A 25,105-nucleotide genomic window follows, 5' to 3' on the forward strand; every position below is an offset into this window, starting at 1 on the left:
AAAAGTTCATTTTAAATTTTCCCATTATATTTCCGGCCATCGTTATGTTCTTGCTGATGAATCTTTGTCATTCTCTTTTGATATTCTCTATCTTTTGCACTTACATGATTTGCATCTGTTTCTCTATTCTTCTTTGAACCGCCAGCTCCGTTACTCATTTTGTTCACCCCACTCGTATATACTTCGACATTAGTTTTCGCAATCAACATTTCCCTTATACAAAAAATAAGGAGAGGCATTTGCCTCTCCTTACATATATTTTTGAAACATATCACGCAGTCCTTGATTCACAAGGAAAGAAATCTGCTCATCTGACTTTTCAGGATAACGATCGCGCAGTCGAATAGATGCCTTTAAAATTAAATTCTCTAATACGGAACGTCCGCCTTTTCCATAAATTGTTTCTGCATATTCTATTAATTTTCCATCTTCAACTGTTGCAGGGTTTTGATCGAAGAAAAATTTACTCATTTGTATCACCTCTCCTTTGATAGCGTTTACATTTATATAAACTAAGAATGTTATTTATTTCACAATTAATGTATGCATGTATAGATGATTAGTTCCATTATAAAACAATATTGCCACTGTATTAAAGTGTATTTTAGACAATTTTGTGAACAAATCTAAAAATGAAAGCGTTTTAATTGCTTATTATTAATAATACACCAATTAAGCATGATAATTCAATATAATATAATAGAAAGATTAATTCTTACTATTAAGGTAACCAAAAAAATTTTTATCTTGAAATAAAGTAACTACTCAGTCACTCTATGAAAAAAAGGCATAATGATTATATTATGCCTCCCAAATTCTTATTTTATCTCACATTAATGTGCTCTAGTTCTATGCTTGTGATGCCCAATCCGCTGGATATGTAACGTACATAAAACGAGCATATTCAGGTACAGAAAATTGAATTTTTGTTCCCTTCGGAATGAGAATAATTTCACCTGCTTGTGCACTTACTTTCCGGCCATCAATTATTACTTCTAGTTTACCTTCAATTACATAATCAATTTCATCGTAGTTCAAGGTCCAATCAAATGTCGTTTCTTTCATTTCCATTATACCGCAGCCTAAACGTGGACTTTCTTCTAAAGAAAAAATGTCTTTACAGTAAACTATATCCTCTTGTTTACCTGTATTTAAACGGTCTGTTTCAGCTACTTTAACCGTTGGTAATTGTACAGATATTACTCCACTTTCGTCACGACGACTAAACATTTCATTTTGAGGCGTATTTCCTATTTTCTCTGCAATGATTTTACGAACAAGATCTTCAATAACTTGTTTATCCAATGTATTCATGACTTACATAGCCTCCTTTTGTTGATTAGCATCTTTTTTATTTTCAAGCAATCTTTTTGACATAAAGATCGCTACAAACACAGCTGAAATACCCCCAACAAACTTTCCAACTATCATTGGAAAAATCATGTCTTTTGCTACACCAGCTACAAATCCTAAATGGTCACCAAAGACAAAACTTGCCGATACAGCAAACGCGACATTAATTACTTTTCCTCTAGCATCCATATCCTTCATCATGCCGAACATCGGAATATTATTTGCAAGTGTAGCAACCATACCAGCTGCTGCAATTTCATTCATTCCAAGCATTTTTCCAAGTCTCATTAATGGTTTCTTAAATACTTTCGTAATTACAAATACCATACAGAAAGCACCTGCTAATACAATCGCGATATTTCCAACGATTTCAATTCCTTCATTGATCGGTGCAAGACCAGGAATAATTGTTATATTTGTTAACTGTTTCACAATCCCACACACTAAACCAAGTGTTGCCAGAATGACGATAAACTTCCCGAAAATTGTAAATCCTTTAACCATTCCATCCGGGAATTTCCAAAGTCCTAACACGATTAACACAGCAAAAATAATAATTGGCACTAAGTTTGATAGAATCATTGACACAGAATATCCTGCAACCAGTCCACCAATAAAACAACCTAAAGGAATAGTAATAATGCCTGATAAAACACCTGTTGCTAAAAACTTATGATCTTCTTTTTGAATAATTCCTAATGCGACAGGAATAGTAAATACAATTGTTGGGCCTAACATAGAACCTAAAATAACTCCTGCAAACATTCCAGCATCTGGGTCTTTGGCTAATTCTAATGCTAATGAATACCCACCCATATCATTAGCTAATAAACTTGTCGCAAACATAGATGGATCTGCTCCCAAAGCACTAAATACTGGAACAACAATTGGGCTTAATATCTTTGCAAGTACAGGTGATAATGAAATGATACCGACCATCGCCAAGGTTAATGATCCCATCGCCATTATCCCTTCATCAAACTGCTCGCCGAGTCCAAATTTATTACCAATACACTTATCAATAGCTCCAAGTATCATAAAAATAACCATTAAATAAATAATAATCTCATTAATGCTCATTTGTTCCCCTCCGTTCTTCTTATAAATATTTTTTCATCAACTCACTTGGCGAAGGAATGACTGTATAGTGAACAACACGTTTCTTATCAATAGATAAAACAGCTATTTTCATACCTTGTTCTACATCACTAACGGTACCTGTAAAAATCGCCACAAACTTACCGCCAATCCCCATGCCTAGTGTCATTCTTTTTAATGATATAGTCGCTTCTTTTAACGCCTTATTTATCGAAAAAATTCCTGCTGATACATTTGATGCTTCAAATATTCCAACAGCATGCGTCTCTTGTTGAGGATATCGATTTTTTAAGCCAAGTAAAATCTCTTCATGTACTCCATGTAGTAAAAATGTATCTACTAAAAACCCCTTTGCTTCATTCACTGCTTTACCCATCGCTTCATTTACATCTTCAGCTTCACCACTTATAATAATTAAAAATTTCCCTGGACAAATAGGACGTAAAACATGCATTTCAACTGAGGACTGCTTAAGCATTTTATCAGCTAGTTCGTATCCTTTACTTATACTCCTTAGTTCCAATACACCGATAGAACTATTCATCATTAACCTCAATAGAATCAATAATTCCTACAATTACTGCGTCAACAGGAACATCTTGATTTTCAACAGACGCCCGGGCAGCACTTCCTTGGCTGACAAGTACGGTATCACCAATTCCAGCACCAGCATTATCTGCAGCAACAAATATATCAGTATCTCGCGTTTTATTATGCGAAAGAGGTTTTATCACCAAAAACTTCCAACCGTTTAACTTTTCATCTTTCCTAGTTGCCCAAAGACTTCCAACAACCTCTCCAATAATCATAGTGTCCCTCCATCAAGCCCTTTGTACATGCATCTGTTGCATACGAATATAATCTTTTGCTAATGGCGTAATAATACTATTTGGTGTCACGATAATTTCCTTCACGTTTCGTAAATGAAATTTTTTCAAATCGGCTTCTGTAATTACTTTTTTGGAGATCACCGCTGCTTCCGTTTGAAGTTGAGTTTCAACGTTCATTTGGCTATTTGTAACTTGTACATTATGTACTACTTTTTTCTCACAACACGACTGCAATAGCTGTGTGTCATGAATAATCTTTATACCAAAACTTTCTACTTTCGCTTGATATTCTTCATACATTTTGAATAAATGAGCATTAGCTGTTTGTTTATATTTTTTATAGACAAGACCATCATCTAAGGCAATCACGTTCTTTCCTTTTAAAAGCATTGTTAAAATAAATCGTTCCCGAGGACTACTACTTAAGCCGTTAGCAAGATTCCCTAACAATTGAATACACATTTTAGGAATAACAACGACATCACAATCCATTACCGAATCATCAAAGTATTGAATAGTGTATTCATGTGCTAAAATGCCTTCAAGTTGTGGATAAACTTCTGTTGCAACAAACACTGCTGTTTTTAGGGGCTCTGCTCTCTTTGCAACTGGTATATTTTGAAGACGGTTATACACTTCTTTCGTAATAACTTCAACTAATGCTTCCACGTTCATCTTTTCACACTCCTAGGTACTTTTTTTTATAATCTTTCCGATCGTACCTTTAACAAAACCACAAGCATTTGCCTCATCATAATCAATGTGCATATACGTCTCATATGATGAACTAACCCGTATGACAACATCATCAAAAATTAATGGACGTTTTCCAAATACCTTTACTTGAACTATTTCACCATTTACAACATTATTTTTCTTTGCGTCTTCTGGGGTCATATGAATGTGACGTTTCGCTACAATAACACCATGATTAAGATGTACAACATTTTTCCCTGTCGAAAGAACAATACCTGGTGTTCCGTCAAGTTGTCCGCTTTCTTTAATAGGAGCTTTAATTCCTAACGAAACTGCATCTGTTTGTGATATTTCAACTTGTGTCTGTTTTCGTTCTGGTCCTAATACCACTACATTATGAATAACTCCTTTTGGACCAATTAATGTTACACGCTCTCTACATACATATTGTCCAGGTTGAGATAAATCTCTTAATTTAGTTAACTTGTATCCAGAACCGAATAATAAATCAATTGTAGTTCTACTTAAGTGCACGTGTCGGCCAGAAGCTTCAATTTCAATACATGTTTCTTTTTGTACACGTTTTAATATTTCATCTACGAGACTATCCATTAATTGATTGTTCATTGCTTCCTCCTGTTTTATTTGTATTTATTTGTCCGAACTTTAAACATCAGAATCCAAAAAAGAGACGATAAACGATTAAGTGCACGAATAATATCTTCGCGTTCAATCGCCCCATAATTATTTTTAAATGCTTCATAACCAAGTAATTCTGTCTCTCGAGTAAGTGTTCGGAGCGAATTTAACATAATAACTGCTTCTCCCATTTCATAGCTAGGTTGAAAATGATCCAGACCAAAGTATTTTTTCGGATGATGCGATTGTTCACGTAATTCTTTCTGTGTCATATTTAACAAAAAAAACTCTTCTACCGTTTCCCCTAATACTTCACATCGAACTAAGTTTCGAACAAACATCAAAATCTCCTCTAAATCCTTTGCAAGCTTTGGAAGACTTTGTTTCGTCGCTAAAATTTGCGCTTCTAAAATCTTCGCTTCTAGTGAATCAAGTTTCCCACGAAAAATAATCCGAGGATGATCTTTAAAAACTAATAAATTACCGTACAATTGTGTCATATGTTCTGGCTTTTCATCTAATGAACCACCATAAATGGTCTGATAACGCATTTTCTTCTCTTTAGGTGTTTCCTTTACTTCATCATCTTTCTCTTCTTGCCTCTTTTCTTTAGCATAAGAAAGTTTAATATGATGGTCGGATAAAAAACTTTTAGCAGAAGGTGTCAAAATAACTCCTTTCTGAACTTCATATACATCAATTTCTTTCAGATTTTGATCTTTAAAGTGCTTTCTTAAGTAACTTTCCGTAATAACAGCCACACTTTCACATCCCTTAATAAGTGGTGCCAAGCTTTTGGTTACGATGAAATTATCAAACTAAATTTCAAGTTAGATAAGAGGGATGCAGATGGTTTTCCATCTGCATCCTAACTCTCATTATTCTGCTGTTTTCGGTAAAATCGCATCTACTTCTGAATGTGGTCTTGGAATTACATGAACTGATAATAACTCTCCTACACGCTCAGCTGCTGCTGCACCTGCATCTGTTGCAGCTTTTACTGCACCAACATCACCTCGAACCATAACAGTTACCAATCCAGCACCTACTTGTTCTTTACCAATTAATGTAACGTTTGCTGCTTTTACCATTGCATCTGCTGCTTCAATTGCTCCTACTAACCCTTTAGTTTCTACCATTCCTAATGCATTTGCGTTTGCCATAATATAATTCCTCCTAATTAAATGTTTTTATAATAAAATTAATTAATCTTTTCTAAAATACGTTGCACAATCATGTTAATAAGCTCTTCATTTTCATTTAAGTTTGTTGTTTTTTCTTCTAGAATAGGTGTATTCTCTTGCAGATCCTCTAACTCTCTTACACCATATGCAATTCTTCTTACATTAAATAAATTTTCCGGTCCAATATTATCCGATGTCGAACTTCCACCTACTGCTCCGCAACCGAGTGTTAACGCTGGAACTAAATTTGTCGTTGCACCAATTCCTCCTAATGCTCCGGACGTATTCACTAGTAGACGAGATACTGGTTTTTTTAACGCAAATTCACGAATTACTTCTTCATTCTCAGAATGAATGATAAGCGTATGCCCTGCACCTTCATTATGTAAAATTTCAATGCAGCGATCACATGCAGATTCCCAATCTTTTTCTGTATAAAATGCTAGAATTGGTGCTAATTTTTCTCGAGAATAAGGAACATTGCTTCCAACATGAGTTTCTTCTGCAATTAAAACTCTTGCACTTGTAGGTATATTTAACTTTGCTAATGACGCAATGTGTTCCACACTTTTTCCGACAATTTGAGGATTCATCGAACCATTCGCACGCATAATAAATTCCGATAATTTTTCACTTTCTTCTTTAGATAGGAAGTAAGCACCTTGTTTCTTTAACTCTTCCATAACAACTTGTTTGCTGCATTCTTCCACAACAATGGATTGTTCAGATGCACAAATTGTTCCGTTATCAAACGTTTTAGAATCTAAAATTCGTTTGACAGCCAAAGGAATATTTGCACTCTTTTCAATGAAAGCTGGGCCATTGCCCGGGCCCACACCAATGGCTGGTGTTCCAGATGAATACGCCGCTTTAACCATTGGAGTCCCACCTGTAGCTAAAATGAGATTAGTATCTTTATGCTTCATTAATTCGTTCGTTCCTTGAACTGTTGGAACAGTCATACAGCTAATTGCTCCATCAGGACAACCAACTTGTTTCGCAGCTTCATTAATTATTTTCACCGTTTCTAAAATACACTTTAATGCATTAGGATGAGGTGAAAACACAATACTATTGCCTGCTTTCAGTGAAATTATTGCTTTATACAGCACTGTTGATGTTGGATTTGTTGATGGAATTAATCCCGCTATTACTCCAACAGGAACAGCTACCTCCATGATCTTCGTCTCTTTATCATCACTTATAATTCCTACTGTTCTCATGTCTTTCACTGATTCGTAAACATGCTTTGATGCAAAACTATTTTTGAGAATCTTATCTTGCCAACGACCAAAACCTGTTTCCTCATTCGCCATTTTCGCTAATTTTTCTCGATGTTTATAACCAGCATCTGCGATAGCTTTCACAATTGTATTAATGTTCTCTTGCGACATAGTCGCTAATTTTTGCTGTGCACTTTTTGCTTTTTTGACCAAATGACGTACTTCTTGGATAGATCTTAAATCTTTATCATATATCTCCATTATTTATCCTCCCCCCTATTACATTGTTGAATTGCGTCAATCAACTGTTCTTTTTTTGCATACTTTATTTGGCTTTTTGGTATATTAGATATATCTAGCTTGTAAGCAAGTTTTCTTAATTCAACTAACTTCATTTGTTGAAAAGATGGTACCTTTCTCTCGGAAACTACTGCTATTTCGCTAGTATTAGGTACTTGCACACTTTCATTCTCCTGTGCTTCTTCTATTTTTTGATACGAATCAACAACCTCTTGTATTTGCTCTTCTATATAACTAGTAGGCTCGTCTTTAATCATTTTGTGTAATTCTTCATGTAATCGTGCAATTACATGGCTCGTTATTAGTACGCCCAGTTTTTTAGCAGCTTCTTCCCCTGCTTCCACAGCAGCTTGAATTGCGCCAACATCTCCTGTTAATTGAACAGTAACAAGCCCACCTTTTATTACTTCACAGCGTATCAATGTGACATTTGCTGCTTTCAATGCTGTGTCAGCGGCTTGAACTGCACCTAAATATCCGCGAACTTCAATGAGACCTAACGCTTGATTTTCCATCTATTATCAACACCTTAATAGCTCGTTGGATTATCAGCTACATATTGTACTGCTGTTGCAAAGGCATCACATGCTGCTTTGCAAGCAGATTGGCTACCTGTTAATAATGCCCCGCCAAAATTCGTTTCAGAAGGAGGACCAAAGAAAGCTCCTATACTTACATCCGCTGCTTTTAATGCTGCATCTAGGGCATACATCGCTTCAAGAGGAGGTGCAATTAAATAGGCAATTGCTTCACCTTCTTTGACATTGGCTACCTCTGATAAATAAGTACCTGTACGTGAAACACAATGTGCAAAGTAAGTAATAGAATCATCGTCATTTGCACTAACAAAATGAGCACCGCTCTCCATGAAATCAACAACTGCATTTAATCCACTTTTTACTTCTGCTGGACTTGGCCCAGCCAAAATACCAATTACTTCACCTGCAAGTTTCGTAGAGGCATTAGCAGATCCCGCAAACATACTCTTTGCATATACAACATCTACCTCTGCTGATTTAGTAGCTTCATCTAAAGCGGTATATGTCACATCATCAATATCTGCGGTAATAATTCCTAAACTTTTTTGGTGAGACTTGAGCTTAAGCTTTTCTGCCATATCAGGACTTACGTTCGAAATTAATTTAATACTTAAAACGGTTGCGCGAATTGGCTCGTTCTTCATAAATTGCCCTCCATTCTTATAGCTTTAAATCAATACCTGATGCTTTCTTATCAATCATTGTTTTAATAAGCTCTGCAATGTGTGCTCCTGCTTCTACTGGAGGTGTACCACCTTGATGAATATTGGAGATTACCGTGCGTCTTGCTTCTGGCATCCCTACTGTTGGTTTATATGCAATGTAAGCACTCATAGATTCAGCTGTTACAAGTCCTGGACGTTCACCTACTAATAAGCACACTACGTCCGCTTCCGTTGCTTCACCGATAACATCCATTGATGGTACACGACAATGTTTGACGAAGATAATTTCACCAAGCTCAATACCATACATCGTTAGTCCTTGCTTTATTGCCGGTAAAATATCACGAAGATTCGCTTCAATTGCAGCTGAACTTAATCCATCACCAACAACAATTTGTACTTTTGCACCTTTTGTTGCATTTAGCTTTATCTTATCAATTGCGTCTTTTGGAAATTGCCGTCCCAAATCAGGTCTTGTTAAATATTCATCCTTATCCTGACAGAGTGTATTTACACTTATAAGTTCCATTTCTTTTACAAAATCTTCCGATACATAAGAAAATACTGCATCTTGTGCAGTTGCATGATCTGCACGGAAACGTAATGAAGTAGTTGTTTTATAGCGAGGTCCAGCACGCCAAATTCCAATACGGGCTGACGTTTTTTCCTTCATTTTTAAATACCCTTCTCGATCCTCAGGATCTGGAACTAAAAGTTGTTTCTTAATATCAATTTTTGTGATATCTGCTAAATATTCATCACTCACTTGAAGTTCATCTGCTACTTGTTCGGTAATGCCTTCAATAGCTTCATCTTTTTTATCCCCTATCATCTCAGATAAAATATTTTCAATCATAAACTTCAAATCTTTTTCATTCACCATTAACTCTTCCTCCTTCCTTTATTTTAAAAATACAGATGCATCTCCAGCTTTTTTCGTTAGTTTCCCATTTTCAATAAAGCCCATCTTTTCCATCCATTGCTCAAATTCTCTAATTGGGCGTAATCCTAATAATTCACGTAAAGTCGCTATATCATGATGACCTGTACATTGATAATTCAACATAATATCGTCTCCATGAGGAATTCCCATAAAGAAATTACATCCTGCAGTTGATAGTAAAACAGCTAAATTTTCAATATCATTTTGATCAGCCTTCATATGATTCGTATAGCAAGCATCACAACCCATAGGGATTCCGGTTAATTTACCCATAAAATGGTCCTCAAGACCTGCCCGAATAACCTGTTTAGAGTCATATAAAAACTCAGGGCCAATAAAACCAACTACTGTATTAACTAAAAATGGATCATATTTTTTCGCAAACCCATAACAACGTGCTTCCATTGTTACTTGATCTACTCCGTGATGTGCTTCTGAAGATAATTCAGAGCCTTGTCCTGTTTCAAAATACATTACGTTTGGTCCTGCTGTTACTCCTTCTTTTAATGCTAATTGACGCGCTTCTTCGATTGTCGCTGCATTAAAACCGAACGCTTCATTTCCTTTTTGTGACCCCGCAATGGATTGGAAAATCAAACCGCTTGGAGCACCATTTCGAATTGCTTCCATCTGTGTTGTTACGTGTGCTAATACACATGTTTGCGTCGGAATATCCCATTTTTCTCTAAACTCTTCAAATCTCTTTAAAACTCGGGTTACACTTTCCGCTGAATCATCAACTGGGTTTAACCCTATAACTGCATCTCCTACTCCAAATGTTAAACCTTCCATTACTGACGCTATGATTCCATCTGGATCATCAGTTGGATGATTCGGTTGTAACCTAGCAGATAACGTACCTTTTCGTCCAATTGTTGTATTAGCATGTGCCGTAATTCGAATCTTTCTTGCACCGTAAATTAAGTCTAAATTTGACATAATTTTTGCAACAGCTGCCACCATTTCAGCTGTTAAACCTCTTGCAACCCGTTTAATATCTGCTTCCGTTGTATTTTCATTTAATATCCATTCACGTAGTTCTTCGACTGTCCAATTTTTTATTTCATTATAAATACGTTCATTTACCTGGTCTTGGATAATCCGTGTTACTTCATCCTTTTCATAAGGAACAACTGGATTGTTACGTAGGTCTGCTAATGTCAGATTAGATAAAACTACTTTTGCCGCAACACGTTCTTCTGCTGAAGTAGCCGCTAGTCCCGCTAATTTATCACCGGATTTTTCTTCATTTGCTTTTGCTAATACGTCAATAATTGATGTAAATTGATACATATGACCAAATAATTTTGTTTTTAAAATCACAAAAGCTCCTCCTTCCATCTATCTCCTAATTAATTGAAAACTAATGTTTTAATAACTACTGGCAAAACTTTACCGTTTGCTATCGGTTTACCAATATCGATATAATCACCGTTTTCTACTTGAATACTATCAATACATACAACTTCTTTTTTGCGATCCATTAATGCATACAATGTTTGTCCAAGTACTTTTGCTATATCGTGCCGTACAATAACTACGAGTGGATACTCCTTTTTCAGAAGTTCCTGCATTCCTTGTACAATGCCTTTCGCATACTCCTGAATGTCTTGGAAACAAGGATTTTTCTTTCCTTCAAAAGCAATAGCAACTTTTTGTAGATCGTTTTCTACTTTGTACCAATTTATCTTCTCGCAAATAGCTTTTGCCATTGCTTCCCCAGAACCATTTTCATCATCAAATGAAAGCTTTAGTATTGGAATATTTTTCAATGGAAATGCGTCATCCGTATACGTAATCGTACTTCCGCTAACTTCTGTCGTATGGGATCCCGCTCCTACTACGGTAGCTCTAATCGTTTCATCCGCCTTAACAACATTGAAACGGTGCATCAAAGCTGAATCAGCAATTGCTTTTCCAAGTAAAATTCCAATGTCTCCATAGCGGAAAACATCTTCATTTGTTTCATAGTAAATATAATCTGCTACACCTCCGGAGAATGATATGCATGAGATTTCATCTTGAAGCTTTAATCCTTTATTCGTAACAATCGCATCATAATAATGACTTCGCTCATGAATACCAACACTTTCTTCTAGCAGTTTTACCATATCTTGAATGATCGGCTTAAGTTTATTTGGCATTGCCGTTTGGCCAAGTGCTATATCATATCCTTTTTGCATAATAAGTTGTTGAAGCTTTGGTGATATGTATGTTATTTCGTGAGTGGATGGATGTACTTTAATTAACCTGCCACCAATATCTAGACATCCAGTGTCCTTTAGTTCTCCATGGGCAAATAATGCTAAATTACTCGTTCCACCCCCAATGTCCATATTTACAACGGAAGTAGAATGTTCCTTGGAATAACTATGTATGCCTGCTCCCTTTGCAGCAATAATACTTTCTAAATCTGGACCGGCTGTCGCAACGACAAAATCACCCGCAAAACCACTTAATGTTAAAAGGACATCATTTGCATTTTCTTTCCTTACTGTTTCCCCTGTAATTATTACTGCTCCAGTCCGAATCTCTTCCTTTTTGATTCCTGCTTTTGCATATTGTTCTTCTACAAATGCTTTTATTTGATTGGCATCAATTTTCTTATTTGAAAGAAAAGGTGTGAAGCATATATCGCTTTTATAAACAACCTCTTTCTCACTGATAACAATACGTGGAACTGAAAAAGAAGAAGCCATATTTTGGACATGAAGTTTTGATAGTACAAGTTGTGTTGTAGATGTTCCAATATCAATGCCAACACTTAATAATGTTTCTTTCATTTTTTCACCCCCATCGCGTTATATAAGAGAAAACAAAAAGGCTTAAAGTTATAAATATCCCATAACCATTGGAATTTATAACCTTAAGCCTCTTTGCTTAATTCTTTCTACAACGTTGTAGATCTGTTATTTTTTAAATGTAATTGTAATTTTTGTACCGTTTATACTTGAATTCATTTGAATATTTCCTTTTAACTTGTCCTTCACATAGCTTTGGACAATTGTTAATCCTAAACTTCTATTCGCACATGTAGCAATATCAAATCCAGTCCCATCATCATTCACTTCTATTGTAATATATCCTTGCTCTTCGATAACATTTACACGAATAGTACCATTTCTATTACCATTAAACGCATGCTCATATGAATTTTGCATTAACTCATTAATAATAAGAGCAATTGCTACTGTACGATCACTATCAATATAAATAGCTTGATGCACATCCGTTTGAACATTAACATTCTTACAATCTATAAAACACCTTTGAATATTGTAAATAATTGATTGAATAACTTCCACCATGTCTACACAATCCCCTAATTGTTTAGATAATAGTTCATGTGTAGCGGCAATTGCTAATATCCGATTAACACTTTCATTTAAGCTTTTTTTCGCTTCATCACTCTTACACCTTCTACCTTGAATGCGAAGTAGAGAAGCAACTGTCTGTAAATTGTTCTTCACGCGATGATGAATTTCACGAATTGCGACAGATTTAGAAATAATTTCAGCCTCTTTATCTTTCATCTCCGTTAAATCATGAAGAATAACTACGAGTCGAAAATCCTTTTCATAAATGAAATTCCTTTTTACCGAAAAATAATATGCCCCGATATGTATTTCCTTTTTACAAGATGAGGACACATCCTCCATCATGATATCACCAAAAGTTGTTTGATCAAGAGAAAGATTATCATAATGTAAACCTTGGATATCTTCTAAATATCCTAAATTTCGATAGTAAGTATCTGCTATACTATTTTTCAAACGTACGTAACCATATTTATCAAATACTAGAATTGCATCATCTAGCTGATTTGAAATAGATTCGTTAAATCGTACCATTGCCGTTAATGTCGACGAAACATCTTCAATATCATAATGATTTTTTACAATATCAAAGTTCTCTTTTATAGCTTCACTTATATCCTTTTCTACTATTAGAACTGCAATCACTTTTTTCTTATGTTTGATTGGATAAACAGTTTGTCTAACAAGTTGATTTTCTTGTGTCTTAGCGACTAACTCATGTGAAGATATACCTGTCTGTAGCGTCCGTAAGACACCTGGCTCATTTGCTCGAAGCGCCTTCTCTCCAACGACAGACTTTTTATAAAAAGATTTCCCATCTCTCGGATGACGGTGATATACAACCATTGCTTCATCAGAAAATCTAGATAAAACATCAATAAATAGATCGTATCCATCATACTTTTTTAATGTGCTAGTAGTTTGTGATACTTCTATGATTTTATTTATTTCGGCATTTGTTAAATTCGTATACTTTTTACATAAATCTTGTATATGTAGACTAGTCATATGAAATCACGATTGTCCTAGCAATCTCGATTATCGGACACCTTCTAGTCATGCTTAATTTACGAATTGTTTCATATGCCTCCTCTTCAGATAAACCATTTTCCTTCATTAACATTCCTTTTGCTTTTTCTACTACTTTTCGTTCTGCAAGCTTTTTCGTAACCTTTGTTAACTCATTTTCTAACTTACGAACAGACTTACCTTTCGCAATACTAACTTCAATCATTGGAACTAATGACTTTTCATCAAGAGGTTTCACTAAATAACCTAAAGCCCCAATATTCGTTGCTTTTTCAATATTCGTAGAGTCACTGAATGCCGTCAATAAAATGACCCCTCCAGCTAACTGTTCTGAAATAATTCGTTTTCCCGCTTTCAAACCATCCAAGATAGGCATTTGAATATCCATAATTACTAAATCAGGTAAATGCCTTTGACATAACTCAATTGCTTCAAAACCATCTGAAGCTTCACCTACTACATCGTAGTTCGCTTCTTCTAACATGTCACGAATATCCATTCTTGTAATAGGTTCATCATCGACTATTACAATTTTCCTATTCATTGTGGCATACACCTCATTATCTCAGCTGAATTTACACGATTACTTTTTGTCATCTAAAAGTCGTTTTATTTTATCTATTCCTATGTTTTGCACGGCAGATATTTCAAATATTTGTTCCGCACCTGCTGTTTCTAAATGCTTTTTTGCTTGTTCGATCTTATCACGATTTTCCACTTGATCAATCTTAGTTACTATGCCGATAATAGGCTGAGGAAAAACACTTCCAAATGCTGGAGGGAAGTAATTTTCTTCCTCTGTGCAATCATGCACAAGTCCTATTATATCCGCATCTACACTTGTTACAATTAAGGCTTTATAGTAATGTCGATTTTCAATATACTCTCCAGGTGTGTCGATTGCATGATCAAAATTTTCAATTGCCTGCGTTTTCTTATACTCAATTACATGTTCATGTAATTGTTGACAAAGAGTCGTTTTCCCACTACCAGTTTTCCCGATAAAAATAACTTTTTTCATGTTATGTCCTCGTAATCTTTGCAGCTGAAAATCCAAGAATTGCTTGCAAGCCATTTAACACTTCATTTAAAGCAGATTCTACAGACGAAACATCACCTGTGATGACTAATGAACCACTAAATCGATCGACAAAACCAATGGATACACCAGCAGCTTTTGTAGCAATATCTGCAGCAATAATAGAAGCTTCACTTGGTGTAATTGTTAAAATTCCAATTGACTCTTTTAACTCATTACCTAATCCTAGTTTCTTGTATATATCTTGATTTGGATTAGCGATTAAATGAGCTAAAGTTACTTGTTTCCCAGGAACATATTCCTGAATCACCCGTTGTTTTTCATTTTGTTCGCTCATGTCATCATCCTATCGTTATATAATAATTGATAAAATTTACTTATAAACACACAAAGGCCTCTTAAAAATACACATAGATATTTTTAAGAAGCCTCATCGCTCTAATCAATAGTAACACGCCGTTGTGTTACCTCAAATATAATCCAACTTGAAAACGGTGTCAATACGTTCTCCTAGGAATAATTCTGATATTTTACAATTGATACATTTTGTTCAAAATTTCTTTTACATCATCTTTTGTTGGAATACGAGGGTTTGTTACTGTACATCCATCTTGAAGTGCTCCTATTGCAATTTCATCTCTTACCTCTGCTAATTTCTTGTTATCTATTCCACATTCTTTTAACGTTAGTGGCATATTTAATTGCTTTTGCATGTTTTTAATTGCATTCACTAAACTACGTACACCCACTCGTGGATTAGATGCTGATAAACCTAACAATTTTGCAATGGCCGCATATCTAGTTGCTGCAACACTATACTCTCCTCCGATAAATCCCTTTAATTCCGCATTGTATTCAATGACGAATGGAAGTAAAAGGGTATTCATCCGTCCGTGCGGAATTTTAAATTTCGCTCCTGCAATATGTGCGATTCCATGATTCAAACCAAGAGATGTCGTATTGAATGCCATACCTGCAAGACATGATGCATTATGCATTTTTTCTCTTGCCTCAAGATCATTTCCATCTTTATACGCTTTTACTAAATAATTAAATACAAGACGAATGGCCTTCTCCGCCAATGCATCGGAAATATCATTTGCTTTCGTTGATACATATGCTTCAATTGCATGTGTCAATACATCCATACCTGTATCGGCAGTAACAAAATTAGGAACACTCACGACTAGTTCTGGGTCTAAAATCGCCTCCTCTGGAATAATCGCATCTGACACAATTGGATATTTTACATTCTTTTGCTTATCTGTAATAACAGAAAATGCGGTAACCTCTGATCCTGTTCCACTAGTTGTCGGAATTGCTATGAACGGAATTTCTTCCTTTTTAACAATTTGTCTTGAAAAATCTTTCATCGCCTTTGCCGCATCAATAGCTGAACCGCCTCCAAGTGCAATCATTAAATCGGCATTAAATGTGCTCAATTCTTTAATCCCATCAACTACAACTTCAATTGGAGGATCAGGGACAATATTACTAAAAATAATATATGTATTACTATCATTTAAATTTTTTTCAATATGTTCAATCATCCCAGATTGAACCATAAATGGATCAGTTACAATAAAAATCCTTCTATCGTTAAATTCTTTTAATCGATTTAACGCTCCTTTCCCCATATAGATATCCGTCTTAAAACTTACTCTATCCATACTTACACCTCCAAAAAAATAAAAACTTCTAATAATTCCCTTACATTACAAGAGAGACATGCTTAAGTAACTTTATCAAAATTAAAAAAGTGCATAAAAAAAGCTTTTAAAGGAATTTCTTCCTCTAAAAGCTTCTTTGCTATTTGTTATGTACACGCCATTGTGTAATATTTATTCATTTTTCATACTAACAATGTACTACTTCATCTATAGCATAGTCAACATCACATTAACTATATTTTTCAAAATTATCTACACGCCTTCGTGTATATAAGCCCTCTTCATTGAAGGTGTATGTGATCTTTAATCGCACACCTTTGTGCTTTTTGCTTTTTCATGTAAACATGAACTTTGATATTTAATTAATAATTTATCTAGCAATGGTAATAAAATCGGTGCTAGCACCATATAAAATCCAACATTTCCAATCGCGTGATTAAAATCAAACGGTATGCCCGCCAAATAATAAGCCCAAAAATATTTCAAACCATAAATCGGTGCCTGACATAAAGAGATGACAAACCCATATAAAAAACCTGTAAATCCAGCATACACTCCCATGATGACATGTGGGATTTTCGAAAACATAGGTCGAATAATCAAACCGGTAATGAGCACAATGACGACATACGCAATAATTTGTGGAATTGTCCAAATTCCCATTCCTAATACTAAGTTCGATACTACCATAACAAGTATAGCGTGCAAAGTTCCATAACGCATTCCCATCAGCAATGTTACTAAAATAAGTAATGTCGTTGTTGGTTGTACATTAGGAATAAACGCAAATACTATCCTTCCAGTAACTGATAATGCTGTTAATACAGCCACTAACGCAATACTTTTAATGTGTGTAATTGGAACATTAGAAGATTGGTTATGAAGCTGCATGTAAATCCCACTTCACTTTATCACCATTTTTTAATTCAGTTTCGTTTGCACCTTTTACTGCTGGTGTACCATTAACATCAAACAGCCAATACTTATTTTCTTTCGTATCTTGCTTAACTCCATTAATCGAAGTGATAAACCCTTTGTTATCTTCAATTTTGAAGTTTTTCTTCATCACGTCTAATAGTGTTTCTTTTCCCTTAATTTCAACAGTCTTTTTTTCTACCTTACTTTCACCATTATTCTGCGTTACTTCAATTGTTACTTTACTTACTGCATCTTTCTTATTTGAGGCATTATCAGATGATTCCTTGTTTGAACAACCAACGATGCTTATTAACATCAAGATTGCCAAGAATACCCCCATCATTGTTCTTGTAAATTTCATCCTCGTCTCCTTTCTGCCCAAATAAAAAAGGCCTAGTAAGGCATGTAAGCAAAACTAGACCTGCAGACTAACTCCTTTGCCTCGAAACAGTTAGTCTAAACAAAGCTGTAGGTAATCGACCTGACTTAAGACTAGATACCTAATCTATTACAGTGGCGGGACCGCGTTGGAATTTCACCAAACTTCCTTTACCTACAACATTTTTATGGACAATTTTTTACAAATTGATTACTAAGTTTATCAATTCACGACTATTATATCACAATGAAAGCGTAAAACAATGTCGATTTTTCAACAACTCATTTCGAATTACCTATATTTCATAAATATAACTTAAACTTTCAATCCATAATTTTTTTTGGATTTGAACAGGAATTACCCTAACATTTTGACAGAAAAGAACTTGTTATTGTCTTAATCATATAATGATTCTCATTCTATCAATTTTTTATTCTTGACTCTACAAATAAGTATAATATTCAGAACCTTTATTGTAAAATACAAACAAAGGAGGATTTCAATGAAGCAAAACAATAAAGCGATCTACGATATTATTTTTTATCTCATCTTTCCATTTGTTATTTGGAAATTCGGCAAACAATATATGGGTGCCTATTATGCTATGCTTATTTCTTCTGTGCCAGGCATTTTTTATACATTGTATTGTTTTAAGAAAGAACGGCAATTTCATATGACTGGCTTTTTTATCCTCATTACGATGATTGTAAATACAAGCGTAGATTTACTTTCCGGTTCAGCTGAAAAGATGCTATGGAACGACGTGTACTATCACATTGCACTTGGGATTGTTGTGATATGTACCATTTTTATTAAACAACCACTCATGTTGTACTTTGCAGCAGACTATGCTGCATTGCAAGGGGATGATCGAAAGGAATCACAATTGTTATATCGTGACCCACGCCTCTTTCCATCTTTCCAATACTTTACTTTCTTTTTTGGCTTACAATTTATTGTACTTAGCTGTATTAAGATCTATATGATTTCTAAATTTGGAGTAGATGGATACGGAGAAATGAAAGCCATTATGACAGGGATTGGTTGGTGCATTTCAATAGGAATTGGTGCTGGGTTCCTTTGGATTAGCAATAAGATTAAACAGGTGACTGAAGCTGAAGTTTAATGTATAAAAAGAAGTTCCACTGTTTATAAGCAGCGGAACTTCTTTTTTATGTTATATTGTCGATTTCTATGACATAGTATCCTTTTCTATATAAATTCATTTTAATTTTTCGACGCATAATTAGCTGCTATGCAGAATACAACATGCCCGCTACTTGCTTTCTCCTTTTGTTTTAAACCTTGCATGTGGTAGAAAAAGGCACTAACCGCTTCTATGCATGGCCAGATGCTCTCGCCCGCCTAAAAAGAAAAAGGGTTTTTATGTCGATTTTTTAATCTGTATTTATATAGTTTTATATCATTCCAAAGATACTTAACTCGATTTCTTTCTGATTTTCTTCATTTGACGGTAAAAAATAGTAGCGCTTAACGGTAACATCCCAAACCAACGATTCAAAAATGGTTCTCTCTCTTCACGGCGCTGCTGCCGTTTTTGTTTTCGATCCTCTTTTGGAGCATCCATATATGATACAAATTGTTGTGTGACATATTTTACATAATCATTTGTAGACATACTTATCACCTCTACTAGATTAGTATGTCCACTTTTTTATTTATTAATCGACCCGTGAATCTCTTGCACAATTGCTTCAATGCTTTTATTCGTCGTGTCGATTTTTACTGTTGCTTCTTCATAGTAAGCTTGACGCTTTTCAAATTTCTGAATAAACGCCCCTATATTTTCTTTTTGAAATAACGGTCTTGTTGTATCCTCAGCAATTCGCTCGGCAATCACATATGGATCACAGTACAAATAAATTACCGTTCCATGTTCATTCATCCATTCTCGGTTCTCCGCTTTTTCAACGATTCCTCCTCCAGTTGTAATAATGTAATCATTTGTCGGTAATGATTGCAGCACTTCACTTTCGTACTTTCGAAATACATCTTCTCCTTCTTCTGAAAAGATATTCCGAATCAGTTTCTTTGTCTTTTCTTCAATACGCTGATCTGTATCAATAACCGGCATATGAAGTGCACTACTTAACGCTTTGCCAACAGTTGTTTTCCCCGCTCCCATAAAACCTGTTATATATAACGTTTGCATGTTATCCTCTCTCCTCTTGCCAATTCGTAATCGCTTCGTTACTTGTATTATAACGAAAGCTAACTTTACTTGCTCGCTTTCGTTTTGTTATACATTGTAAAGTAATAAGAGCATTCCCATCTACAATTGTGTAATCTCCCTTTGCTTCTCCTGCCTCATACAAATAAAAAAATTCTCTTTTTCCCATTTCAGCTTTTAATTCTTGTTTCACATCCGCAACAGCTTGGCTCGTTATTTCTTCTAATATAAACAATTCTTCTGCTTCTGTATAAAATTTTTGATCTAATAGAAATATATTTGTCTCATATACTAAAAAAGACATGAGTAAAAATAGGAGGATGATTGTTCCCGGCATTGTAAATCCACTTTCCGACTTCATCATTTCACCTCAATAGCAGAATAACGGGTAACAACACCATCATATACTTTACCGTTTATATCCCGCACACATATCATTAATGTATGAGCTGTTAATTGATAAGAAATGTCCTCTACTTTTTGTAATAGAACTTCATGTCCCGCCCCATTTACTTTTCGAACAATATTATTTCCAGATTTGACATATGTGATATGTTCCCCTGCCTTTGTTTTGAAAAACAATTTTCCTTCCCCATTATTTCCTTCTTCTACATCGCGAAACTCAATTTGCACTTGCTCTAAAAAAACGTTCCATTCCCAATTCGTAATCTGTTTAGGGTACGGGGGTTCTATAAAGAGAACTTGAAGACGCGGGAGAAGAAGAAAAAATACAGATAAAAATAGAAAACATATCATAACTTCTAACAACGTAAACCCAGCTTGCTTATTTTTTAACATGACGACACCGTTCATTCTCACGCTGTTTACTATCTTTCCACATTACGCATACCTTTTCACTCTTCCATTGAATTGTATATACCGTATGTTCATAGCGCTTTTCTATTACTGACGAAACGACATGATTATACATATATACAGATGCCGCTTCTTTCAAAAGTAGCTGCGCTCTGTACCGAAGCTGAATATTTTTTCTTTCCTGCATAATGAGAAGCGTTTGCGGAATCAAGAGCGAAACCGCCATCATTAATAAACTAAGAGACACAAGAATTTCTAACATAACCGAACCTTTGTCACACTTCATAATACGTAAATCTTCCTCTCCCAAGTTGAAATACAACATGGTACGTTTTGGATTTATAAGAAATAATAATTGTTCCGCCTCTATTAATATTACCGTCCGCTCCGTAACTCATTGGATTAGGGAATGTATTTACATTCACCTCTATATCTGATGGATAGTAACGAACGAGAAGAGGATTGGTTTCTCCTGACGATGTAATGCTATACGAATATTGATTAGGAAACCACCGTAATGTGTGACGGTTATGACGGCTCATCGCTACTTGTTGCATGAAAAGGATATCTTGAGAAAATTGATTCATAAACTGATTCATCTTTTGCTTTTCATAAATCGGTGAAAAATTAAAATATGTTACAACACTTAAAATAGAAATAGCACTTAAGACGAGGAGCATTTCTAATAATGTGAAACCATTTTTCTTCACGATTTTCCTACAACTTTAACCTCTCCATTTGTAGGATCAATTGCAATACTTTCTCCCTTTGGACAAGTTTTCGATGTAATATACTTACCCGTATACAATTCATCCACCGTTGGGATTTTATTATGCTCTAATTGATATCCTTGTACTTGTGATTCAACTGACTTTACAAAAGCATCGCATCCCTTCCCTTGTACGGAAGAACGCTGGTTTACGACATTTGGAATAATAAGCAGTAGCAACACAGAAATTACAACCATAACAAGCAACATTTCTAACAGCGTAAAGCCTTTTTCATTTTTCACAGAACACGCCTCCTAAATAGAATCCATCATTTGAAACATCGGCATAATCATCGCTAAATACATAAGCACAACGACCAGTCCGATACATGTAAACAAAAGGGGTTGTATCACAAACAACATACGATTAATTTTCTCTTCAATTTTTTCTATTGTCATGTCACTATAATCGGAAAGCTCAGTTGCTAAATTGCCATTTGCTTGTCCATGTTTAATAATGTAAGCGAGCTCCTGTTCATAATACGAACGAGTCATCATAATAGAATCCAGGTGTTCACCTATCGTTAATAACTCCTGTATTTTGAGCGCTTCGCATTGAAAAAACAAATGATGTTTTTGCTCCTTCATTAACGTTAGCGCTTCTAATATAGAGAGCCCGCCTTGTAAAAGGCCGCTTAATTGAATTGCAAAATAGTGTGAGTTCGTTAATTTTAAAAACATTTGTATAAGAGGCACTCTCATACAAATGTTCATTCTCGTAACTGGATGCAACCTTTTTACATACAGCACGTAGATAAGAACTACGGCGCCAATTGCAAAAGCGACACCTCCCATAACATACGGAAGTGCTTGAATAACCATTAAAATATTGTCTGTAAATGAAGTGGATGATCCACGGAGTGAACGATATAAAGTAGTGAACTGCGGAAGAAGAACTAGGTTAAATACAAGGAGAATACCTAATAAAAACAAAGAAAGAACGAATGGATAGCGCAGCACCTTCACCATATTTTTTTGATGTTTATCTTTTCTGTCAAGGAGTGAGCTCCCTTGCTGCAACGCAAAGGCAATGTCACCATGCCGCTCTGCATAAAACAAATAGCTTAAAATATCAGGATGAAATGCCAGTTTATCAAATACATCATGTAAACTACTTCCTTTTTTAAATTCTTCGGCAGCATCTTGAAGCTGTATTTGTTTACGCGGGGTTAAGTGAAAATATAGAAACTCTAATGCGTGCAATAAAGAATATCCTTTCTCCAAAAGTTCTCCAAGCCTTCGGAGCAATAATGCTTGTTCATGTAAACGCCACTTTTCTTGCTTAAACATAAACATCTTCTTCAATAAACCCGAGCGCATACCCTTTTCTTAGTTCATCTTGAAGTGTTGTATATTGGTACGCTGCTTGCTTTCCATTTGCTTCATAAATGACTTCTTTCAACTCATCACCGTACAATAATTCATAAATGCTTGCTCGGCGTATGTGACGCATTTTTTTGCATAGAGGTGAGCATTTCCCTTTGCAAAATGGACATTTTAATTCCACTAACCGCTGCGCTGCAACCGCTAGTAGCGATTGTTCAATTTCTAGAAGCGTTATACCATAATCCATTAAACGTAGCACTGCACTCTTTGCATCATTCGTATGCAATGTCGTCATCACTAAATGACCTGTTAAACTCGCTCGAACCGCCACCTTTGCTGTTTCCTCATCACGAATTTCTCCCACTAAAATAATATCTGGATCATGACGTAAAATTGCTTTCAATCCTGTTGCGTACGTAATACCAGCTTTTTCATTAATTTGAATTTGTAATAGTCCATCCTTTTTCTTTTCAACCGGATCCTCCAGTGTAACAATGCGGCGGGTCTGCTCCTTCTTTGCTACTTCTAAAAGAGCATACATCGTTGTCGTTTTTCCGGAGCCGGTCGGACCTGTAAAAATTATTAGTCCGTGTGAATGATGTAAAAAAGAGAGAAGTGTTTTTGCGGAACTTGGGAATAATGAGAGATGAGAGAGGTTCGGGACTGCAGTTTGTAAGTGTAATCGAATAACAAGACTTTCATGATGTACAGTTGGCAAAGTAGATAGGCGTAAATATACTTCCTCATCATCAACTTTCATCTGCAATGAACCATTTTGCGGCTTTCTCCTTTCACCAATATCCATAGCTGCTAAAAACTTAAAGTGTGATACAAGTCGTTCACAAAATTCTTTTGAAGTATGATGCTTTGTCACCAAATCTTTTCCAATACGCAATTGTACAACAGCATCTTCGTGACGCGGCACAATATGAAGATCTGATGCGCGCAAGCTACAAGCTTCTTTCATAATTGTGTCAGCAAACTGTTCGACAGCATTCACTGTTATCGCCTCCTCACTATGTATATATCATGGTCATCATGAAAAGAAAAATAGCGAATTTCCTGTTTTTATCGTAATGTTTTTGAACTTTCCAAATAAAAAAAGTAACTACTCACTCAGCCACTTTATGAAAGAAAAAGACGGAAAACCATTTTTTAAATGGTCTGAGAGGGACCGGCCATGCATAGAAGCGGTCAGGGCCTATTTCTACTACGCGCAACGTTTAAAAAAAGAAAAGCACCAATCTTTCTGCGAATAGAGTGGATGGTTGAGTAGTTACATTAAAAACCGAAATAAGTTTGTGAAATTATGAACAATTAATGAATCATTGCCCAAAAACATGTTATGCAACGTTATCTATATTATAATATTGTTATCTCAGATAAACCGATAAAGGTGGCGATCCTCATGGAACAGGCTTTAAAAATTACAAACGTACTATCCGATCCAACACGCTATTATATTTATAAATATATTTCTCAAAAACATACGGAGGTTACCGTACAAGAAATTGCCGACGAATTTGATATTCATCCGAATGTTGCGCGTTTACATCTTTCAAAGCTAGAAGATGTAAATATGTTAAAATCAGAAACAAAAAAAACAGGTAAAGGCGGCAGACCAAGCCGATTATATGCCTTATCAGATGATGTCATTCAACTACAATTTCCGTTTCGTGATTATCAATTGTTAGCACAAATTGCTTGCAATACATTATTTAGCTTAGGTGAAGTTGGCGAGAAAGCTCTATATGAAACGGGTAAAAAGTTTGGTAAAGAATTAATGGAACAACAAATGAACCGATTAAACAGGAACGAAAATGAATTGACGGTTGAACAAAAAATACAAATTGCCAAAGAAGCTTTATCAACGGCGGGCTTATCCCCGGAATTTGAATTAAGCACCGATGGATCTAAAATTTTCTATGACGTATACAATTGTCCATTTAAAGAAGTTGCTGTTCATCATCCAAAAGAAGTTTGTAACATGCATGTCGATATGATGAAAGGCATCTTTGAAGTTCTATTCCCAAACATGGAATTAACACGTGATGATACGATGTTCGAAACAGGTTGTAAGTCTTGTAATTATCATCTTCATATGTAAACTAAGAAGCCAGATTATACTGGCTTCTTATTATTTTGTAAATGTTTACAATAGTTAGAATAGTGCATTATAAT

General features: G+C 35.3%; 34 protein-coding genes and 1 riboswitch. Of the genes, 2 read left to right on the forward strand and 32 right to left on the reverse strand.

What is annotated here, in order from left to right; all coding sequences use genetic code 11:
* Positions 1-11: 11 nt before the first annotated feature.
* The 23 genes from BR72_RS26625 to BR72_RS02420 form a co-directional block, all read right to left on the reverse strand.
* Positions 12-158 carry a hypothetical protein gene (locus BR72_RS26625; RefSeq protein WP_090996252.1) on the reverse strand — a complete coding sequence of 49 codons (147 nt, stop codon included), beginning with the start codon at positions 156-158 and terminating at the stop codon, positions 12-14.
* Between the two features lie 91 nt (positions 159-249).
* Entirely contained in the window at positions 250-480 is a 231-nt protein-coding gene (locus BR72_RS02315) for a hypothetical protein (RefSeq protein ID WP_177206896.1), read from the reverse strand.
* A gap of 369 nt (positions 481-849) precedes the next feature.
* Positions 850-1,314, reverse strand: coding sequence for a cupin domain-containing protein (locus BR72_RS02320; RefSeq protein WP_035429616.1), 465 nt, complete (start codon positions 1,312-1,314; stop codon positions 850-852).
* 3 nt (positions 1,315-1,317) lie between these two features.
* Positions 1,318-2,433 carry an ethanolamine utilization protein EutH gene (gene eutH / locus BR72_RS02325; RefSeq protein ID WP_035429618.1) on the reverse strand — a complete coding sequence of 372 codons (1,116 nt, stop codon included), beginning with the start codon at positions 2,431-2,433 and terminating at the stop codon, positions 1,318-1,320.
* 19 nt (positions 2,434-2,452) lie between these two features.
* Complete coding sequence (locus BR72_RS02330; RefSeq protein ID WP_035429620.1) at positions 2,453-2,998, reverse strand: BMC domain-containing protein; 546 nt, start codon at positions 2,996-2,998, stop codon at positions 2,453-2,455.
* Positions 2,988-3,260, reverse strand: coding sequence for a EutN/CcmL family microcompartment protein (locus BR72_RS02335; protein ID WP_035429623.1), 273 nt, complete (start codon positions 3,258-3,260; stop codon positions 2,988-2,990). The genes BR72_RS02330 and BR72_RS02335 overlap by 11 nt, the downstream gene beginning before the upstream one ends.
* Before the next feature lie 12 nt (positions 3,261-3,272).
* On the reverse strand, positions 3,273-3,956 hold the full coding sequence (locus tag BR72_RS02340) for an ethanolamine utilization protein (protein WP_035429626.1): 684 nt from the start codon (positions 3,954-3,956) through the stop codon (positions 3,273-3,275).
* A 12-nt stretch (positions 3,957-3,968) separates the two neighbouring features.
* Positions 3,969-4,604, reverse strand: a complete 636-nt coding sequence (gene eutD, locus BR72_RS02345) for an ethanolamine utilization phosphate acetyltransferase EutD (RefSeq protein WP_035429629.1) — start codon at positions 4,602-4,604, stop codon at positions 3,969-3,971.
* A gap of 14 nt (positions 4,605-4,618) precedes the next feature.
* Positions 4,619-5,377 carry an ethanolamine utilization cobalamin adenosyltransferase gene (locus BR72_RS02350; RefSeq protein WP_035429632.1) on the reverse strand — a complete coding sequence of 253 codons (759 nt, stop codon included), beginning with the start codon at positions 5,375-5,377 and terminating at the stop codon, positions 4,619-4,621.
* Between the two features lie 117 nt (positions 5,378-5,494).
* Complete coding sequence (locus BR72_RS02355; protein WP_035429634.1) at positions 5,495-5,779, reverse strand: BMC domain-containing protein; 285 nt, start codon at positions 5,777-5,779, stop codon at positions 5,495-5,497.
* 38 nt (positions 5,780-5,817) lie between these two features.
* On the reverse strand, positions 5,818-7,284 hold the full coding sequence (locus BR72_RS02360) for an acetaldehyde dehydrogenase (acetylating) (protein ID WP_035429637.1): 1,467 nt from the start codon (positions 7,282-7,284) through the stop codon (positions 5,818-5,820).
* Positions 7,284-7,838: a BMC domain-containing protein gene (locus BR72_RS02365; protein ID WP_035429639.1), complete on the reverse strand. Its 555-nt coding sequence runs from the start codon at positions 7,836-7,838 to the stop codon at positions 7,284-7,286. The genes BR72_RS02360 and BR72_RS02365 overlap by 1 nt, the downstream gene beginning before the upstream one ends.
* 14 nt (positions 7,839-7,852) lie before the next feature.
* Positions 7,853-8,506, reverse strand: coding sequence for an ethanolamine utilization microcompartment protein EutL (gene eutL, locus BR72_RS02370; protein WP_035429641.1), 654 nt, complete (start codon positions 8,504-8,506; stop codon positions 7,853-7,855).
* A gap of 16 nt (positions 8,507-8,522) precedes the next feature.
* A complete protein-coding gene (gene eutC / locus BR72_RS02375; RefSeq protein ID WP_371261860.1) occupies positions 8,523-9,410 on the reverse strand; it encodes an ethanolamine ammonia-lyase subunit EutC in 888 nt (295 codons plus the stop codon).
* A gap of 18 nt (positions 9,411-9,428) precedes the next feature.
* A complete protein-coding gene (locus BR72_RS02380) occupies positions 9,429-10,793 on the reverse strand; it encodes an ethanolamine ammonia-lyase subunit EutB (RefSeq protein ID WP_035429956.1) in 1,365 nt (454 codons plus the stop codon).
* Positions 10,794-10,822: 29 nt separating this feature from the next.
* Positions 10,823-12,253, reverse strand: a complete 1,431-nt coding sequence (gene eutA / locus BR72_RS02385) for an ethanolamine ammonia-lyase reactivating factor EutA (protein WP_035429643.1) — start codon at positions 12,251-12,253, stop codon at positions 10,823-10,825.
* A 126-nt stretch (positions 12,254-12,379) separates the two neighbouring features.
* Positions 12,380-13,795 (reverse strand): sensor histidine kinase, encoded by a 1,416-nt coding sequence (locus BR72_RS02390; RefSeq protein WP_035429645.1) that lies wholly within the window; start codon positions 13,793-13,795, stop codon positions 12,380-12,382.
* A complete protein-coding gene (locus BR72_RS02395) occupies positions 13,788-14,360 on the reverse strand; it encodes an ANTAR domain-containing response regulator (protein ID WP_035429646.1) in 573 nt (190 codons plus the stop codon). The genes BR72_RS02390 and BR72_RS02395 overlap by 8 nt, the downstream gene beginning before the upstream one ends.
* 39 nt (positions 14,361-14,399) lie before the next feature.
* Positions 14,400-14,837, reverse strand: a complete 438-nt coding sequence (locus tag BR72_RS02400; protein WP_035429648.1) for a EutP/PduV family microcompartment system protein — start codon at positions 14,835-14,837, stop codon at positions 14,400-14,402.
* A 1-nt stretch (position 14,838) separates the two neighbouring features.
* Entirely contained in the window at positions 14,839-15,192 is a 354-nt protein-coding gene (eutS, locus tag BR72_RS02405; protein WP_035429649.1) for an ethanolamine utilization microcompartment protein EutS, read from the reverse strand.
* 193 nt (positions 15,193-15,385) lie between these two features.
* Complete coding sequence (locus tag BR72_RS02410) at positions 15,386-16,525, reverse strand: 1-propanol dehydrogenase PduQ (protein WP_035429651.1); 1,140 nt, start codon at positions 16,523-16,525, stop codon at positions 15,386-15,388.
* A 303-nt stretch (positions 16,526-16,828) separates the two neighbouring features.
* Positions 16,829-17,416: an ECF transporter S component gene (locus BR72_RS02415; RefSeq protein ID WP_035429652.1), complete on the reverse strand. Its 588-nt coding sequence runs from the start codon at positions 17,414-17,416 to the stop codon at positions 16,829-16,831.
* Complete coding sequence (locus BR72_RS02420) at positions 17,403-17,804, reverse strand: DUF4430 domain-containing protein (RefSeq protein WP_081904757.1); 402 nt, start codon at positions 17,802-17,804, stop codon at positions 17,403-17,405. Before BR72_RS02420 ends, BR72_RS02415 begins: the two co-directional genes overlap by 14 nt.
* Positions 17,805-17,865: 61 nt before the next feature.
* Positions 17,866-18,019: riboswitch (adenosylcobalamin (AdoCbl) riboswitch) on the reverse strand.
* Between the two features lie 305 nt (positions 18,020-18,324).
* On the opposite strand from BR72_RS02420, the gene BR72_RS02425 reads away from it, so the two are divergent.
* Positions 18,325-18,948 (forward strand): VC0807 family protein, encoded by a 624-nt coding sequence (locus BR72_RS02425; RefSeq protein WP_035429654.1) that lies wholly within the window; start codon positions 18,325-18,327, stop codon positions 18,946-18,948.
* Positions 18,949-19,260: 312 nt separating this feature from the next.
* Here the strand turns inward: BR72_RS02425 and BR72_RS02430 are convergent, their stop codons facing one another.
* The 9 genes from BR72_RS02430 to comGA are packed head-to-tail and all read right to left on the reverse strand — an operon-like array spanning position 19,261 to position 23,924.
* Entirely contained in the window at positions 19,261-19,461 is a 201-nt protein-coding gene (locus BR72_RS02430; protein ID WP_035429655.1) for a YqzE family protein, read from the reverse strand.
* Between the two features lie 36 nt (positions 19,462-19,497).
* On the reverse strand, positions 19,498-19,995 hold the full coding sequence (locus BR72_RS02435) for a shikimate kinase (protein WP_035429656.1): 498 nt from the start codon (positions 19,993-19,995) through the stop codon (positions 19,498-19,500).
* Position 19,996: 1 nt separating this feature from the next.
* Positions 19,997-20,377 carry a competence type IV pilus minor pilin ComGG gene (comGG, locus tag BR72_RS02440; RefSeq protein WP_231559655.1) on the reverse strand — a complete coding sequence of 127 codons (381 nt, stop codon included), beginning with the start codon at positions 20,375-20,377 and terminating at the stop codon, positions 19,997-19,999.
* Positions 20,374-20,811 carry a competence type IV pilus minor pilin ComGF gene (comGF, locus tag BR72_RS02445; protein WP_035429660.1) on the reverse strand — a complete coding sequence of 146 codons (438 nt, stop codon included), beginning with the start codon at positions 20,809-20,811 and terminating at the stop codon, positions 20,374-20,376. The genes comGG and comGF overlap by 4 nt, the downstream gene beginning before the upstream one ends.
* Complete coding sequence (locus BR72_RS02450) at positions 20,798-21,115, reverse strand: type II secretion system protein (protein WP_035429662.1); 318 nt, start codon at positions 21,113-21,115, stop codon at positions 20,798-20,800. Before BR72_RS02450 ends, comGF begins: the two co-directional genes overlap by 14 nt.
* The gene (gene comGD, locus BR72_RS02455) at positions 21,105-21,539 is read right to left on the reverse strand and encodes a competence type IV pilus minor pilin ComGD (RefSeq protein ID WP_035429664.1); all 435 of its coding nucleotides are present in this window, start codon (positions 21,537-21,539) and stop codon (positions 21,105-21,107) included. Before comGD ends, BR72_RS02450 begins: the two co-directional genes overlap by 11 nt.
* Complete coding sequence (gene comGC / locus BR72_RS02460; protein ID WP_035429667.1) at positions 21,536-21,841, reverse strand: competence type IV pilus major pilin ComGC; 306 nt, start codon at positions 21,839-21,841, stop codon at positions 21,536-21,538. Before comGC ends, comGD begins: the two co-directional genes overlap by 4 nt.
* A 12-nt stretch (positions 21,842-21,853) precedes the next feature.
* Entirely contained in the window at positions 21,854-22,894 is a 1,041-nt protein-coding gene (comGB, locus tag BR72_RS02465; protein ID WP_035429669.1) for a competence type IV pilus assembly protein ComGB, read from the reverse strand.
* Positions 22,881-23,924: a competence type IV pilus ATPase ComGA gene (comGA, locus tag BR72_RS02470; protein WP_035429670.1), complete on the reverse strand. Its 1,044-nt coding sequence runs from the start codon at positions 23,922-23,924 to the stop codon at positions 22,881-22,883. The genes comGB and comGA overlap by 14 nt, the downstream gene beginning before the upstream one ends.
* A gap of 408 nt (positions 23,925-24,332) precedes the next feature.
* Between comGA and BR72_RS02475 the strand changes: the two genes are divergently transcribed.
* A complete protein-coding gene (locus BR72_RS02475; protein WP_035429673.1) occupies positions 24,333-25,031 on the forward strand; it encodes a helix-turn-helix transcriptional regulator in 699 nt (232 codons plus the stop codon).
* Positions 25,032-25,105 lie beyond the last annotated feature (74 nt).

This window comes from Bacillus sp. UNC322MFChir4.1 (assembly GCF_000746135.1).
Classification (GTDB): domain Bacteria; phylum Bacillota; class Bacilli; order Bacillales; family Bacillaceae_G; genus Bacillus_A.

Excerpts from the sequence above, each read along its gene's own strand:
- BR72_RS02410 (WP_035429651.1), bottom strand. The coding sequence starts at position 16,525 with ATGGATAGAGTAAGTTTTAAGACGGATATCTATATGGGGAAAGGAGCG.
- BR72_RS26625 (WP_090996252.1), bottom strand. The coding sequence starts at position 158 with ATGAGTAACGGAGCTGGCGGTTCAAAGAAGAATAGAGAAACAGATGCA.
- BR72_RS02400 (WP_035429648.1), bottom strand. The coding sequence starts at position 14,837 with ATGAAAAAAGTTATTTTTATCGGGAAAACTGGTAGTGGGAAAACGACT.
- BR72_RS02435 (WP_035429656.1), bottom strand. The coding sequence starts at position 19,995 with ATGCAAACGTTATATATAACAGGTTTTATGGGAGCGGGGAAAACAACT.
- BR72_RS02415 (WP_035429652.1), bottom strand. The coding sequence starts at position 17,416 with ATGCAGCTTCATAACCAATCTTCTAATGTTCCAATTACACACATTAAA.
- BR72_RS02425 (WP_035429654.1), top strand. The coding sequence starts at position 18,325 with ATGAAGCAAAACAATAAAGCGATCTACGATATTATTTTTTATCTCATC.
- BR72_RS02340 (WP_035429626.1), bottom strand. The coding sequence starts at position 3,956 with ATGAACGTGGAAGCATTAGTTGAAGTTATTACGAAAGAAGTGTATAAC.
- eutD (WP_035429629.1), bottom strand. The coding sequence starts at position 4,604 with ATGAACAATCAATTAATGGATAGTCTCGTAGATGAAATATTAAAACGT.
- BR72_RS02420 (WP_081904757.1), bottom strand. The coding sequence starts at position 17,804 with ATGAAATTTACAAGAACAATGATGGGGGTATTCTTGGCAATCTTGATG.
- eutC (WP_371261860.1), bottom strand. The coding sequence starts at position 9,410 with ATGGTGAATGAAAAAGATTTGAAGTTTATGATTGAAAATATTTTATCT.
- comGF (WP_035429660.1), bottom strand. The coding sequence starts at position 20,811 with ATGTTAAAAAATAAGCAAGCTGGGTTTACGTTGTTAGAAGTTATGATA.
- BR72_RS02320 (WP_035429616.1), bottom strand. The coding sequence starts at position 1,314 with ATGAATACATTGGATAAACAAGTTATTGAAGATCTTGTTCGTAAAATC.
- BR72_RS02450 (WP_035429662.1), bottom strand. The coding sequence starts at position 21,115 with ATGAAGTGTGACAAAGGTTCGGTTATGTTAGAAATTCTTGTGTCTCTT.
- comGG (WP_231559655.1), bottom strand. The coding sequence starts at position 20,377 with ATGATGAAGTCGGAAAGTGGATTTACAATGCCGGGAACAATCATCCTC.
- BR72_RS02335 (WP_035429623.1), bottom strand. The coding sequence starts at position 3,260 with ATGATTATTGGAGAGGTTGTTGGAAGTCTTTGGGCAACTAGGAAAGAT.
- BR72_RS02430 (WP_035429655.1), bottom strand. The coding sequence starts at position 19,461 with ATGTCTACAAATGATTATGTAAAATATGTCACACAACAATTTGTATCA.
- eutL (WP_035429641.1), bottom strand. The coding sequence starts at position 8,506 with ATGAAGAACGAGCCAATTCGCGCAACCGTTTTAAGTATTAAATTAATT.
- BR72_RS02365 (WP_035429639.1), bottom strand. The coding sequence starts at position 7,838 with ATGGAAAATCAAGCGTTAGGTCTCATTGAAGTTCGCGGATATTTAGGT.
- eutS (WP_035429649.1), bottom strand. The coding sequence starts at position 15,192 with ATGAGCGAACAAAATGAAAAACAACGGGTGATTCAGGAATATGTTCCT.
- BR72_RS02330 (WP_035429620.1), bottom strand. The coding sequence starts at position 2,998 with ATGATGAATAGTTCTATCGGTGTATTGGAACTAAGGAGTATAAGTAAA.
- BR72_RS02395 (WP_035429646.1), bottom strand. The coding sequence starts at position 14,360 with ATGAATAGGAAAATTGTAATAGTCGATGATGAACCTATTACAAGAATG.
- BR72_RS02390 (WP_035429645.1), bottom strand. The coding sequence starts at position 13,795 with ATGACTAGTCTACATATACAAGATTTATGTAAAAAGTATACGAATTTA.
- eutA (WP_035429643.1), bottom strand. The coding sequence starts at position 12,253 with ATGAAAGAAACATTATTAAGTGTTGGCATTGATATTGGAACATCTACA.
- eutH (WP_035429618.1), bottom strand. The coding sequence starts at position 2,433 with ATGAGCATTAATGAGATTATTATTTATTTAATGGTTATTTTTATGATA.
- comGB (WP_035429669.1), bottom strand. The coding sequence starts at position 22,894 with ATGTTTATGTTTAAGCAAGAAAAGTGGCGTTTACATGAACAAGCATTA.
- BR72_RS02355 (WP_035429634.1), bottom strand. The coding sequence starts at position 5,779 with ATGGCAAACGCAAATGCATTAGGAATGGTAGAAACTAAAGGGTTAGTA.
- BR72_RS02475 (WP_035429673.1), top strand. The coding sequence starts at position 24,333 with ATGGAACAGGCTTTAAAAATTACAAACGTACTATCCGATCCAACACGC.
- BR72_RS02360 (WP_035429637.1), bottom strand. The coding sequence starts at position 7,284 with ATGGAGATATATGATAAAGATTTAAGATCTATCCAAGAAGTACGTCAT.